Raw genomic sequence first — 11,988 nt, 5'->3', positions numbered from 1 at the left:
CCAAAGCCCGCTTCCCGTGCACACCATCGCCAGCCAGGCTCCGCGCCGGTCGATTCTGTCGACCCGTGCGATCGCCGTCGCGCTGGTGATTGCGTTGTGGTTCGCGGGCACGCTCGGGCTGATCCACCGGTCGCTGCACGTGCCGGGCCTTGGCCAGGCGACCGCGGCGGCGCAGGCCAGCCATGCCGAAGGGGCGCACGGGCACGCAGCCCACATGTCGTCGCACGGCATTGCCAGCGTGTTCGGCGACCACACCGATGCCGAATGCCGGCTGTACGACCAGTTGTCGCACGGCTCGGGCGCATTGGGCGTTCCCATGGTGGTGCTGCCGGTGCTGCTGCCGTCGGCCACCTTTGCCTATCTGCAGGGCGAGGCCATCGCCCGATGGGTTGCGCTGTTCGACGCGCGCGGCCCGCCTTCCACTCGCTGAATCCCTCCGTGTTCCGGTTGCTGCACCGCGTTTTTTCGCGGTGGCGGCAGATCGTCCCTAGATTCAACGAGTGCTCATTCATGATTCCCAATTTCCGTCGCAACGCCATCGGCGCTGCCGTTCTCTTGCTGGCTTCCTTCGCGGCCGTGGCCCAGGCGCAACCCGCCGAAGCGCCCGCGGCGTCCCTGCCTGAGATTGCCGTCACCGGCAATCCGCTGGGCGCGGCCGACCTGATTGCGCCCACCACCACGCTTTCGGGCGACAAGCTCCTGATGCGCTCCGAATCGACGCTCGGCGAAACGCTCAACAACCTGCCCGGCGTCAGCAGCAGCTACTTCGGTCCCAATGCGAGCCGGCCGATCATCCGCGGCCTGGACGGCGATCGCATCCGCATCCTGCAGAACGGCGGCGGCGCGCCGGACGCTTCGGCGCTGAGCTACGACCACGCGGTGCCGGTGGATTCGCTGGTGACCGATCGCGTCGAGGTGCTGCGCGGGCCTTCTGCGCTGCAATACGGCGGTAGCGCAGTGGGCGGCGTGGTCAACGTGATCGACAACCGCATTCCCACCGAGCCGATCAACGGCTTCGGCGGCCGTGCCGACCTGGGCTTTTCGACCGGCAACAAGGAAAAGAACGGCGGCGTGGTCTTCGAGGGCGGCAACAACCGCCTGGCGCTGCACGTAGATGCGTTCAACCGCGACTCCAAGGATGTCTCGGCGCCCATCGACCTGGAATGCACCAAGCCCGGCCGCCCCACGCTGGCGCGCAAGATCTGCAATTCGGCCAACGAGGCGCACGGCGGCGCCGTGGGCGGCACGCTGTTCTTCGACCAGGGCTGGATCGGCGCCTCGGCCAGCACCTATCGCAGCAACTACGGCACGGTGGCCGAAGACGACGTGACCATCGGCATGAAGTCCGACCGCTATGCGATCGAAGGCGAATGGCGCCCGGGCGGCATCATCAGCAGCGTTCACGCCAAGCTCAGCCATACCGACTACCGCCACACCGAGTTCGAAGGCGGCGAGGCCGGCACCACCTTCTCGAACATGAGCAACGATGTGCGCATCGAGGTGCGCCACCAGAAGACCGGCAACCTCGAAGGCCTGGTCGGCTTCAGCAGCGAAACCAACCGCTTCGCCGCGGACGGCGCCGAGGCCTTTGCGCCGCACAGCCGCACGCGCTCCAACGCGCTGTTCATGTACGAAGAGCTCGGCACGTCGTGGGGCCGGCTGAGCTTTGGCGCGCGCACCGAGAAGGTCCGCGTCACCTCGCTCGGCTACCCGGACGATCCGACCGTGACGCGTTTTGCCGTTGGCGAGCGCACCTTCAACCCGCACAGCGCGGCCCTGGGCGCGCTGGTGAACTTGACGCCGCAGTGGCAGCTCACCTCGAACCTGGCCTACACCGAGCGGGCTCCGAAGGATTACGAACTGCTTGCCAACGGCCCGCACGTGGCAACGGCCGCGTGGGAAGTCGGCAATCCGAACCTCGACAAGGAAAAGTCGACCGGGTTCGACCTGGGTGCGCAATGGAAGTCGGGCGCCAACACGGCGCGCGTCAACGCATACGTCACGCGCTTTCGCAACTACATCGGCCTGACGGCTTCGGGTCGCACTCTGGATGAAGAAGGCCAGGTGGTGACCGACCCGGAGGCGACCGATACCCTGGCCGAGTACCTCTACAGCGGCGTGCGCGCCCGGTTCACCGGCATCGAGGCGAACGGCAACCTGCGCCTGCTGGGCACCGACGGCTTTGCGCGTTCCGCCGACGGCTCGACGCTTGACCTGGAATGGCGCGGCGACATCGTGCGGGCCAAGAACCTCGACACCGGCGAACCGCTGCCGCGCATTGCGCCGCTGCGCGTGGGGGCCACGCTGGCCTACGGCAACGGCCCATGGGGTGCGCGCCTGGGCTTCGACTACAACGCGGCGCAGCGCCGGGTGCCGAGCGTGGGCGCGCGCGAGACCGACTCCTACACGCTGTGGAATGCCGCCGTTACCTACCGCATGAAGGTGCAGCGCGCCAACCTCACCTGGTATGCGCGTGTCGACAACATCACCAACAAGCTGGCCTACAGCCCGACGTCGATCCTGACCACGACGGTGTATCCGAACGCGCCGCTGCCGGGACGTTCGCTGAAGGTCGGCCTGCGCGTGACGTTCTGAAGACCTGAAGACCTGAAGACTTGAAGCCCGCCGCGCCCGCTCTTCCCCTCGCGGAGGAGCGGGCGAGCTGAGCGGCATGCACCCTCGGCTATCCTCGACGGGGTGAACCCGTTCGTCATTTCCTCGCTGCTGCCGGTCGTCGTCCTGATCGCAGCAGGCTACCTGGCAGGCCGGCGCCGCTGGATCGGCGGCGACGCCGTCAAGGACCTTTCCAACCTGATCTTCCTGCTGCTGGCGCCCGCGCTGCTGTTCCGCGCGATGAGCACGGTGCACGTGGAAGAACTCAGCCTGAAGCCCGTCGCCGCGTACTTCATCGCCTCGGGCCTGCTCTTCGCGGGCACGCTGGCGCTGCGCGGGTTCAATCGCACGGCCGCCGTGATTGCGCTCGCCAACACCTACAGCAACACTGTGATGATCGGCATCGTGCTGGTCGGCCTGGCCTATGGCGAGCAGGGCATGGTGGTGCTGCTCACGCTGATCTCGCTGCACTCGCTGGTGCTGTTGACGAGCGCTACCGTGGTGCTGGAGCTGGCCGTGGCGCGCGAGCATGCGGTTGTGAGCGGCGAGGACAAGCGCTCCATGGCGCGCACCGTGATGCGGGCGCTGCGCAACGCCATCATCCATCCGGTGCCGCTGCCGATCATCGCGGGGCTGCTGTTTGCGCAGACGGGGCTCGTGATGCCCGACTTTCTCGACAAGCCGATCATGCTGCTCGGGCAGGCCTTCGGCCCGGTGGCGCTCGTGATGGTGGGCATCACGCTGGCGCTGACGCCCATCGGCCGGCACTGGCGCGGTGCCACGGTGCAGGCCCTGGTGAAGAACCTGCTGCATCCGCTGCTCGTGGCCGGCATCGGCTGGCTGCTGGGCGTGCGGGGCATTCCGCTCACCGTGATGGTGGTGGCGGCGGCGCTGCCGATCGGCGCTAACGTCTTTCTTTTTTCGCAGCGCTACCGCACGGCCGAAGACCTGGTGACGGCCAGCGTGGCCGTGTCGACGGTGCTCGCGCTGGCCACGCTCACGCTGGTGATGACGCTGGTGCAGTGGCTCCCCTGAAGATTTCGTAGCGCCAGGCGCCTATGCCGTTCGGCAGGGTGGCCATTTGGCGAGATGGCGAGCGGCGCCTGCCGCTCTACATTTGCCGGCTGATGATTTACCAGGTGCGGTCTTCGCCGTTTTCCGCCATGGCGCCGATCGTGATGGTGGTCGCGCTGTGCTGCGCCGCCTTTGCCGCAACGGCCACGGCCGATACCAAGCCGTGCAGAACGCCGTGCCTTTCGGCGCGGGTACCCAGGGAGGCGGTGCCGCCGGCAGCCGAGCTACCGGCAGCCAGGCCAGCGGGGCTCAAGCCGGCTGCGGCAACGCGGCCCAGGCCGCAGGCCGTTGCGGTGGCCGCGCAGCCGGCGCCGCCGCCAATGCCGGAGGTGGAGAAGCCCGCGGCCCCTAAAAAGCCGCCGCTCTCCAGGCGCTGCAGCGAAATCAACATGCGGGCAGCGGTGGGTGAGCCGCTGTCGGACGAAGACATGAAGATCTTGAGGAGCCAATGCTGATGATGAAGACCACCATCCACCCGATCGGGACCGTGCTGCGCGTGCTCGCGTTGTGCGCCGCGGCGCTTTCCGTTGCGTGCGCGCACCGGCCCGCGCCGGGCAACGCCATGCCTTTTGACCAGGCCGTCAATCAGGCGGTGGACGACCTGATCGTGCAGACGCAGAAACTGCCGGCCTTCCTGGCCAAGGTGGAGTCGACCATCAAGCAGAGCCGCATCGTGATCGATCCGCTGCTCGAGGGTTCGAGCGGCCAGCAGACCGAAGTGACGCGCGTGGCCGAGCAGCGCGTGGTCCAGCGCATGCAATCGCAGTTCAAGCAGTTCACCGTCACGCCCTTCAACAGCGCCGAGATCGAGCGCGCCCAATACGTGCTGAACGGCACGCTGGTGCGCGACAAGGATGCGGCCGACGGGCGCTACCGGCTGAACCTGGCGCTGACGGAAATCAAGAGCGGCGTGGTCATCGCGCAATCGGTGGCGCGCATCAGCGACCCGACGCTGGACACGCGTCCGACGGCCTTCTTTCGCGACAGCCCGGTGAACGGCAAGGACCGCGGCGTGGAAGGCTACATTCGCACCGCCGAAACGCAGCCCGGCCAGGCCGCCGATGCGTTGTACCTGGAGCGCCTGCCCACTTCGACGGTGCTGCAGGAAGCCACCGCGGCCTACGAGGCTGGCCGCATGAGCGAAGCCCTGAGCCGCTACGAAGCCGCATCGCGCCGGCCCGACGGACAGCAGCTGCGCATCTACAGCGGCCTGTACCTCACGCAGGCGCATCTCGGCCGCGCGGCGGATGCGGAAAAAACCTTCGGCACCCTGGCGCGGCTCGGGCTGGAAACCAATAACCTGAGCGTGAAGTTCCTGTTCAAGCCGGGCTCGACCGACTTCCTGGCCGACCCGAAGATCAGCGCCGCCTATCCGATGTGGCTGCGGCAGATCGCGCGCCAGGCGGCGCAGATCGATTCATGCGTGGTGGTGACGGGCCACACGAGCCGCACCGGCCCTGAGGCGGTCAACGAGCGCCTGTCGCTGCAGCGCGCGGTGAGCGTGAAGACCCGGCTCGTGGGCGAGGCGCCGCCTCTGTCGAAGAAGCTGCGCGAATCGGGCATGGGGTTCCGGGAGAACATCGTGGGCACCGGGGCGGACGACGCAAGCGATGCGCTGGACCGCCGCGTCGAATTCAAGGTCGCAGCCTGCGAGGCTTGACCAGGCTCAGGGTGCGAGCCGTTCGCGCACCCAGTTGCCGCCTTCGAGCCGGTAGCGCAGCCGGTCGTGCAGGCGGCTCTTGCGGCCCTGCCAGAATTCCCAACGGTCGGGCACAAGCCGGTAGCCGCCCCAGTGCGGCGGGCGCGGCGGCGAGAGCAGGTGCTTGGCGGCCGCCACGGCGGCGTTCTTCACCAGCACGTCGCGTCCGCTGATCACTTCGCTTTGCGGGCTGGCCCAGGCGCCGATGCGCGAGTCCAGCGGGCGGCTGGCAAAGTAGGCGTCGCTTTCCTCGGCGCTGGTTTTTTCGACGCGGCCTTCGATCCGCACCACGCGTTCGAGCTCGACCCAATGGAACTGCAGCGCCGCATACGGATTGCCCGACAGCTCGCGGCCCTTGCGGCTTTCGTAGTTGGTGTACCAGACGACTCCGCGTGCGTCGTAGCCCTTGATGAGCACGATGCGGCTCGAAGGCCGCAGGTCGCTGCCCACGGTGCACAAGGTCATCGCATTGGGCTCGGGCACCTGGGCGTCGATGGCTTCGCCGAGCCAGCGCTCGAACTGCTTCAGCGGATCGTCGGCGCTATGGATCTCGCCGAGCTCGGCCCGCTCATAGCTCTTGCGCAGCGCGGCCAACTTTTCGTTGGTGGGAGAAGAGGTCATGCCGACATTGTTGCGCATGCCTTGCCTGCCGGCATTCCGCGCACATACTCGGCCCATGGCGACAAAGGCAAATTCTCCTTGGGTGATCGTGCTGGCCTCGGGGCGGGGTGAGCGCTTCAAAGCGGCCGGCGGCGTGGGTTCCAAGCTGCAGGCGCCGCTCGCGGGCAAGCCGGTGCTCGAACGAACGCTCGATGCCGTTCGCGCCAGTGGACTCCCCTGGCGGCTCGAAGACGCCGGCCATCCAGGCATAGGCGATTCGATTGCCGCCGCGGTGCGGGCGACGCCCGACGCCGCCGGCTGGCTCATCTTGCCGGGCGACCTGCCACTGGTGCGCGCTGAAACGCTGCGCGCGGTGGCGGGGGCCCTCACCGGCCGGATTTGCGCCGCGCAGCCGCAATACAAGGGCGAGCGCGGGCACCCGGTGGGCTTTGCGGCCGGATGCCGCGCGCAGCTCGCGGCGCTGCAGGGAAACTTCGGCGCCGCGCCCATCCTCAAGGCCATGCGCGCCATCGATGCAGTGGCAGACCTTGTGGTGGACGACGTGGGCATCGTGACCGACATCGACACGCCGGAGGCCCTGGCGCACGCCGAGGCCCTTTGGCGGGAGCGCTGGGCGGGTTTGGCTTAACCGACGATCAGCGCCGCGCGATCACTGCGCATGCGGTGCGCGGGCCGGAGTTGCCGGCCGGCTGGGTCGTGAAATCGTCGCGGTCGCGGTGCACGACGAGCGCGCGGCCCACCACGTTGTTGGCGGCGCCTTCGGTCAGCGAAATCGAGTGGATGTCGACACGGAAGCGAGCCACGCCGCTCGCGTCGGCTACGAGGCTGGGGAGTTCGCCGGCGTGGCTGCCCGGCGCGCCGAACTTGCCGTGCGTGCCGCCGGTGGGGTTGAAGTGGCCGCCCGAGGCGTTGCCGTTGTCGCCGCAGTCGCCCTTTTCATGGATGTGGAACCCGTGCTCGCTGCCCGGCGCCAGGCCGCGCACTTCGCCGGCCACGCGCACCCCGTGGTCCAGCGCGGTGAAGGTCACCGTGCCGCGCGTGGGGTTGGGCGAGATCGCCGCGGTCGGCATCAGTTCGGCGGCCGCGCTCGGCTTGCCGCCCATCATGCCGCCGCAGGCCGAAAACAGGGCGCTGGCGAGAAGGGCGGTGCCGGTGGCGATCGAGAGACGATGGTTCATTGTTTTTCCTTGGACGGTCCGGAAGATTGTTGGGAAGAAAAGGAACGGGAAGAAGAAGTTTTTTTGTCCGGAGACCCCGGAACGTATACCGGAGCAGGAGGCGTGCCGCAATCAGCCGCGGCGCCGGATTGCGCTTGCTGCGCCTGTCGGTCGTGCTGCTCCTGTTGTTCCTGCTGTTCTTGCCTCTCGTGCGCCAGCGCAACCAGCCGGGCCAGCGCCGCGTCGTGGATTGAATGGCGGCGCAGTTCCAGCAAGGTCTGGCGCGCATAGTCGAGCGAGCTGCCGTAGCGGCCCACCGCATGGGTGAAGATGTGGCGATAGCGCTCGTCGCTGAGCTCCCCCGTGAAATTGGGGCTGCGCCGCGAGAGCGTGAAGGCCAGCGCGCGCACCGGGCCTTCGGGCGTGACGCACTTGAGCCACTTCGGGTCGTACACGCCGGTGGGCATTTCGCGCAGCCAGAGCCTGCGCAGCGTTTCGAGGCCCTGTGCAGCCGGCACCCGGAACACCATGCCGCGGCAACTGCCGCCCGACAGCAGCCCGAACACGAGGCCCGGCGTCTGCACGCTGCCGCGGTTGATGCGGCTCCACATCTTCAAGGCGCGATGCCAGCCGTGCACCCAGGCGAAGCGCCGCTCGGCAAAGTCGAACTCGGGGCGCCATATGAGCGAGCCGTACCCGAAGAGCCACAAGTCCTCGCGGCCGCCCCAATCGGCAATGGCCTGCTCGAGCATCGGCTGCGGGTCGCGCAACGGCCGGGGCATCGGGTCCAGCCCCGGCGGCCCGGGGTCGGGTGCGGGGCCCGACGGGCCGGCGCCTACAATTTGGCGATCATGGTTCACCGCACCATTATTTACCGACCTCTTCCCTACGGAGCACGCAGACCCATGAATGAAGACGACAGCCAGCAAAATTTCGCCCTCGGATTTCTGTTGATACTGATTGCGCTGGTGATCTCCTTCGTACTGGGCATTGCGTTCTGGCACAAGGGCAAGAACACGGCAGCAAAGGCCAGGCCCGCAGTTGCGGTTGCAGCGGCTTCCGCGCCGCCGGCACCCACCACCACCGTGGCCGAGGTCACCGAAACCGTCACCGTGGTGATCCCCGATGGCGCCAGCATCCGCGTGGGCGACGGCGTGGTGAACTTCTATTTCGCAACCGGCAGCGCCGATCTCGCACCCGGTGCCGCCGAGGCGCTGGCCGCCGTCATCAAGGGCGTGGAAAGCGGCCGCAAGGCGGTGGTCTCGGGCTTTCATGACACTACCGGCGATGCGGCCATCAACGAGCAGCTTGCCAAGAAACGCGCCGAGATGATCCGCGACGTGCTGGTGGGCCTGGGCGTTCCGGCGGCCAAGGTCGACCTGCAAAGACCCCCGGTCACGGCAGGTTCGGGCAACAACGCCGAGGCGCGCCGCGTCGAAGTCAAGCTCATCGATTGAGCGCCCTCCGCCCGATTGGCGCGCGAATGTCAATGCGGGATGTAAATGCGTATTGCCGGAAGGCCGTTTTCGATCGGCCTTGTCGCTGCTGTCTTGGTACTATTCACTTCCAAGTCGAAGGTCGCACAAGTGACATTGGCCAGATGCCGGCAGCGCGACCGAATACATCCCCATGAGCACACATCCCACCGTCCTTGACGTTACCGCTCGCATTCGCGAACGCAGCCGGGGGCCGCGCACCGCGTACCTCCAGCGCCTGACAGAAATCCGCAACCGCGACCGCGGCTCCGACCGCATGGGCTGCGCCAATGTGGCGCACGCCGTGGCCGGCATTCCGGCCAACGACAAGTTCAGGGTGGTGACAGAGCGCGCGCCCAACATCGGCATCGTCACCGCCTACAACGACATGCTCTCGGCCCACGCGCCGTACCAGAGCTACCCCGACATCATCAAGAACGAGGCGCGCAGCCTCGGCGCCACGGCGCAGGTGGCCGGCGGCGTGCCCGCCATGTGCGACGGCGTGACCCAGGGCACGCCCGGCATGGAGCTGAGCCTCTTCAGCCGCGACGTGATCGCCATGGGCACCGCGGTGGCGCTCACGCACGACATGTTCGACGGCGCGCTGCTTTTGGGCGTGTGCGACAAGATCGTGCCGGGCCTGTTGATCGGCGCGTTGCATTTCGGGCACCTGCCCACCGTGTTCGTGCCCGCGGGCCCCATGCCCTCGGGCCTGTCGAACGGCGAAAAATCCAAGGTGCGCGAGCAGGCCGCACAGGGCTTGGTCGGCCGGCAAGGCTTGCTCGACGCCGAGATGGCGGCCTATCACACCGTGGGCACCTGCACCTTCTACGGCACCGCCAACAGCAACCAGATGCTGCTGGAGGCCATGGGCCTGCATGTGCCCGGCACCGCGTTCATCCAGCCCGGCGACGCCATGCGCGAAACGCTCACGCGCGAGGCCGTGCGCACGGTGCTCGGACGCGCGAGCGAATCCGCATTCAATTGCCCGCCCATCGGCGAAGTCGTGGACGAGCGCTGCATCGTCAATGCCATGGTCGCGCTGCTTGCCACCGGCGGCTCCACCAACCACCTGATCCACTGGGTGGCCGTGGCGCGCTCGGCCGGCATCGTGATCGACTGGGACGACTTCTCGCGCCTCTCCGACGTGACTCCGCTGCTGACGCGCGTGTACCCCAACGGCAGCGCCGACGTGAACGCGTTCCAGGCCGCGGGCGGCCCCGGCTTCGTGATCGGCGAGCTGCTCGATGCAGGCCTGATGCATGCCGACGTGCTGACCGTTCGCGCCGGCGGCATTCGCGAATTTGCGAACGTTCCCGCCATGGCCGACGACAAGCGCCTGGTGTGGCAATCCGCCGCGCCCTCGAAGGACGAAGCGGTGGCGCGGCCCGTCGAGAACCCCTTCAGCGCCACCGGCGGGCTGAAGCTGCTCAATGGCAACCTGGGGCGCAGCGTGATCAAGGTGTCTTCGGTGCCCGACGACCGCCACGTGATCGAAGCGCCGGCGCGCGTTTTCGATTCGCAGGCCGCGCTGCAGCAGGCGTTTACCGCCGGCGAACTCGAGCGCGACGTGGTGTGCGTGGTGCGCTGGCAGGGCCCGCAGGCCAACGGCATGCCCGAGCTGCACAAGCTCACGCCGCCGCTGTCGGTGCTGCAGGGCAAGGGCTTTCGCGTGGCGCTGGTCACCGACGGCCGCATGAGCGGCGCATCGGGCAAGATACCGGCTGCAATTCACGTCTCGCCCGAAGCCGCCGCGGGCGGCCCGCTTGCCAAGGTGCGCGACGGCGACGTCATACGCCTGGATGCGGTAGCGGGTACGCTTGCCGTGCTGGTGCCCGATGACGAATGGGCCGAACGCGAGCTTGCCAAGCTGCCAGAAGCCAAGCGCATTGCCGACGGCCATGGCCTCGGCCGCGAACTGTTCGCCGGCATGCGGCGCAATGCATTGACTGCTGAAGAAGGAGCCTGCTCATGGCTGTAGATAACAACAAACTCACCGCACTCGACGTCATGCGCGATGCACCGGTCATCCCGGTCATCGTGCTGAACGACGTGAAACATGCCATTCCACTGGCGCGCGCGCTCGTGGCCGGCGGCATTCGCATGCTCGAAGTCACGCTGCGCACTCCGCAAGCGCTCGAATGCATCGAAGCCATTGCCAAGGACGTGCCCGAGGCCGTGGCCGGTGCGGGCACCATCCGCAGCGCGGCCGATGCGCAGGCCTCGGCGCTGGCGGGGGCCAAGTTCGGCGTGAGCCCGGGCTACACGCGCGCCGTGGGCAAGGCATGCCACGACCTCGGCTTGCCGCTGCTGCCCGGCGTGGCCACCGGCAGCGAGATCATGACGGCGCAGGAAGACGGCTACACCGAGCTCAAGTTCTTTCCTGCGCTGCAGGCGGGCGGGCTGCCGATGCTCAAGGCCTGGCAAGGGCCGTTCGGCGACGTCACCTTTTGCCCCACCGGCGGCATCCATGCGGGCAATGCGGCGGAGTTTCTTGCGCTCTCGAACGTGGCTTGCGTGGGTGGCTCGTGGATCGTGCCGACCGACGCCATCCGCGAGGGCAACTGGGCACTGATCGAGCAGCTGGCACGCGCCGCGAGCCAACTGCAGCGCTGACCATGCGCGCGGATTTCGACGCGACCGACCTGAAGGTCATCGCGTTCGACGTTTTCGGCACCGTGGTCGATTGGCACAGCGGCATTGCCGCCGAGGCCGAACTCGCGCTGCCCGGCGTGGACGGCGCCACCTTCGCGCTGGCTTGGCGCGCCGGCTACCAGCCCGCAATGAAATCGGTGATGGAGCGCATTGCAGCGGGCGAGGGCGGCTTCACGCTGCTCGATGAGCTGCACCTGAGCATGCTCGGGCAGGTGCTGCACGATTTCGGCCTGACGGAGCAACTGGACACCGCCGCCAAGCGCCACCTGAGTCGCGCCTGGCACCGGCTGTCCGCCTGGCCCGACGCGGTCGAGGGACTCACGCGCCTGAAGAAGAAATTCACCATCTGCACGTTGTCCAACGGCAACATCGGCCTGCTCACCGAAATGGCCAAGCGCGCCGGCCTGCCGTGGGATTGCGTGCTCTCGGCCGAAGTGTTCAAGGCCTACAAGCCCGATCCACGCACTTACCTTGGCGTGGCGGGCGTGTTCGACGCGACGCCGGGCCAGGTCATGCTGGCGGCGGCGCACCATGACGATCTTGCCGCGGCGCGTGTGTGCGGCCTGAAGACCGCCTACATCGAACGGCCCCATGAATACGGCCGCGCGCAGCCCAAGGATGTTTCGCCGAACGCAGAGAACAACCTGCACGCGCGGGACATCAACGAACTGGCTGATCTGCTGGGCTGCTGATT

13 protein-coding genes are annotated in these 11,988 nt (G+C 67.7%); 9 read left to right on the top strand and 4 right to left on the bottom strand.

All coding sequences use genetic code 11. From position 1 onward, the window contains the following. The first annotated feature begins 16 nt into the window (after nt 1-16). The 3 genes from GOQ09_RS18915 (at nt 17) to GOQ09_RS18905 (ending at nt 3,648) form a co-directional block, all read left to right on the top strand. The gene (locus tag GOQ09_RS18915; RefSeq protein ID WP_157614923.1) at nt 17-430 is read left to right on the top strand and encodes a hypothetical protein; all 414 of its coding nucleotides are present in this window, start codon (nt 17-19) and stop codon (nt 428-430) included. Between the two features lie 80 nt (nt 431-510). After that, a complete protein-coding gene (locus tag GOQ09_RS18910) occupies nt 511-2,595 on the top strand; it encodes a TonB-dependent receptor (RefSeq protein ID WP_157614922.1) in 2,085 nt (694 codons plus the stop codon). Between the two features lie 102 nt (nt 2,596-2,697). Further along, complete coding sequence (locus GOQ09_RS18905; protein ID WP_157614921.1) at nt 2,698-3,648, top strand: AEC family transporter; 951 nt, start codon at nt 2,698-2,700, stop codon at nt 3,646-3,648. A 97-nt stretch (nt 3,649-3,745) separates the two neighbouring features. On the opposite strand, the gene GOQ09_RS18900 is transcribed toward GOQ09_RS18905, so the two are convergent. Further along, entirely contained in the window at nt 3,746-4,117 is a 372-nt protein-coding gene (locus GOQ09_RS18900) for a hypothetical protein (protein WP_157614920.1), read from the bottom strand. An 18-nt stretch (nt 4,118-4,135) separates the two neighbouring features. Here GOQ09_RS18900 and GOQ09_RS18895 point away from each other — a divergent pair, with 18 nt between their 5' ends. After that, on the top strand, nt 4,136-5,347 hold the full coding sequence (locus tag GOQ09_RS18895; protein WP_431769281.1) for an OmpA family protein: 1,212 nt from the start codon (nt 4,136-4,138) through the stop codon (nt 5,345-5,347). Nucleotides 5,348-5,353: 6 nt separating this feature from the next. Here the strand turns inward: GOQ09_RS18895 and pdxH are convergent, their stop codons facing one another. Continuing rightward, on the bottom strand, nt 5,354-6,025 hold the full coding sequence (pdxH, locus tag GOQ09_RS18890) for a pyridoxamine 5'-phosphate oxidase (RefSeq protein ID WP_431769280.1): 672 nt from the start codon (nt 6,023-6,025) through the stop codon (nt 5,354-5,356). Between the two features lie 37 nt (nt 6,026-6,062). On the opposite strand from pdxH, the gene GOQ09_RS18885 reads away from it, so the two are divergent. Beyond that, the gene (locus GOQ09_RS18885) at nt 6,063-6,635 is read left to right on the top strand and encodes a nucleotidyltransferase family protein (protein WP_157614917.1); all 573 of its coding nucleotides are present in this window, start codon (nt 6,063-6,065) and stop codon (nt 6,633-6,635) included. Nucleotides 6,636-6,642: 7 nt separating this feature from the next. Here the strand turns inward: GOQ09_RS18885 and GOQ09_RS18880 are convergent, their stop codons facing one another. Both GOQ09_RS18880 and GOQ09_RS18875 read right to left on the bottom strand, forming a co-directional pair. Then, nucleotides 6,643-7,185, bottom strand: a complete 543-nt coding sequence (locus GOQ09_RS18880) for a superoxide dismutase family protein (protein ID WP_157614916.1) — start codon at nt 7,183-7,185, stop codon at nt 6,643-6,645. Next, the gene (locus tag GOQ09_RS18875; protein WP_157614915.1) at nt 7,182-7,946 is read right to left on the bottom strand and encodes a gamma-glutamylcyclotransferase; all 765 of its coding nucleotides are present in this window, start codon (nt 7,944-7,946) and stop codon (nt 7,182-7,184) included. The genes GOQ09_RS18880 and GOQ09_RS18875 overlap by 4 nt, the downstream gene beginning before the upstream one ends. Nucleotides 7,947-8,069: 123 nt before the next feature. Between GOQ09_RS18875 and GOQ09_RS18870 the strand changes: the two genes are divergently transcribed. From GOQ09_RS18870 to GOQ09_RS18855, 4 genes are all read left to right on the top strand, one after another. After that, complete coding sequence (locus tag GOQ09_RS18870) at nt 8,070-8,621, top strand: OmpA family protein (RefSeq protein WP_157614914.1); 552 nt, start codon at nt 8,070-8,072, stop codon at nt 8,619-8,621. Between the two features lie 172 nt (nt 8,622-8,793). Next, complete coding sequence (gene edd, locus GOQ09_RS18865; protein WP_157614913.1) at nt 8,794-10,620, top strand: phosphogluconate dehydratase; 1,827 nt, start codon at nt 8,794-8,796, stop codon at nt 10,618-10,620. Beyond that, complete coding sequence (gene eda, locus GOQ09_RS18860) at nt 10,611-11,255, top strand: bifunctional 4-hydroxy-2-oxoglutarate aldolase/2-dehydro-3-deoxy-phosphogluconate aldolase (RefSeq protein WP_157614912.1); 645 nt, start codon at nt 10,611-10,613, stop codon at nt 11,253-11,255. Before edd ends, eda begins: the two co-directional genes overlap by 10 nt. Before the next feature lie 2 nt (nt 11,256-11,257). Then, nucleotides 11,258-11,986, top strand: coding sequence for a haloacid dehalogenase type II (locus GOQ09_RS18855; RefSeq protein ID WP_157614911.1), 729 nt, complete (start codon nt 11,258-11,260; stop codon nt 11,984-11,986). Nucleotides 11,987-11,988: the final 2 nt, after the last annotated feature.

It is taken from the genome of Variovorax paradoxus (assembly GCF_009755665.1).
In the GTDB taxonomy this organism is placed as follows: Bacteria; Pseudomonadota; Gammaproteobacteria; order Burkholderiales; family Burkholderiaceae_C; genus Variovorax; species Variovorax paradoxus_G.
This window is presented reverse-complemented; position numbering and strand designations above follow the sequence as displayed.

Excerpts from the sequence above, each read along its gene's own strand:
- GOQ09_RS18870 (WP_157614914.1), top strand. The coding sequence starts at position 8,070 with ATGAATGAAGACGACAGCCAGCAAAATTTCGCCCTCGGATTTCTGTTG.
- GOQ09_RS18875 (WP_157614915.1), bottom strand. The coding sequence starts at position 7,946 with ATGCCCCGGCCGTTGCGCGACCCGCAGCCGATGCTCGAGCAGGCCATT.
- edd (WP_157614913.1), top strand. The coding sequence starts at position 8,794 with ATGAGCACACATCCCACCGTCCTTGACGTTACCGCTCGCATTCGCGAA.
- GOQ09_RS18880 (WP_157614916.1), bottom strand. The coding sequence starts at position 7,185 with ATGAACCATCGTCTCTCGATCGCCACCGGCACCGCCCTTCTCGCCAGC.
- eda (WP_157614912.1), top strand. The coding sequence starts at position 10,611 with ATGGCTGTAGATAACAACAAACTCACCGCACTCGACGTCATGCGCGAT.
- GOQ09_RS18910 (WP_157614922.1), top strand. The coding sequence starts at position 511 with ATGATTCCCAATTTCCGTCGCAACGCCATCGGCGCTGCCGTTCTCTTG.
- GOQ09_RS18895 (WP_431769281.1), top strand. The coding sequence starts at position 4,136 with ATGCTGATGATGAAGACCACCATCCACCCGATCGGGACCGTGCTGCGC.
- pdxH (WP_431769280.1), bottom strand. The coding sequence starts at position 6,025 with ATGCGCAACAATGTCGGCATGACCTCTTCTCCCACCAACGAAAAGTTG.
- GOQ09_RS18900 (WP_157614920.1), bottom strand. The coding sequence starts at position 4,117 with ATGTCTTCGTCCGACAGCGGCTCACCCACCGCTGCCCGCATGTTGATT.
- GOQ09_RS18885 (WP_157614917.1), top strand. The coding sequence starts at position 6,063 with ATGGCGACAAAGGCAAATTCTCCTTGGGTGATCGTGCTGGCCTCGGGG.
- GOQ09_RS18855 (WP_157614911.1), top strand. The coding sequence starts at position 11,258 with ATGCGCGCGGATTTCGACGCGACCGACCTGAAGGTCATCGCGTTCGAC.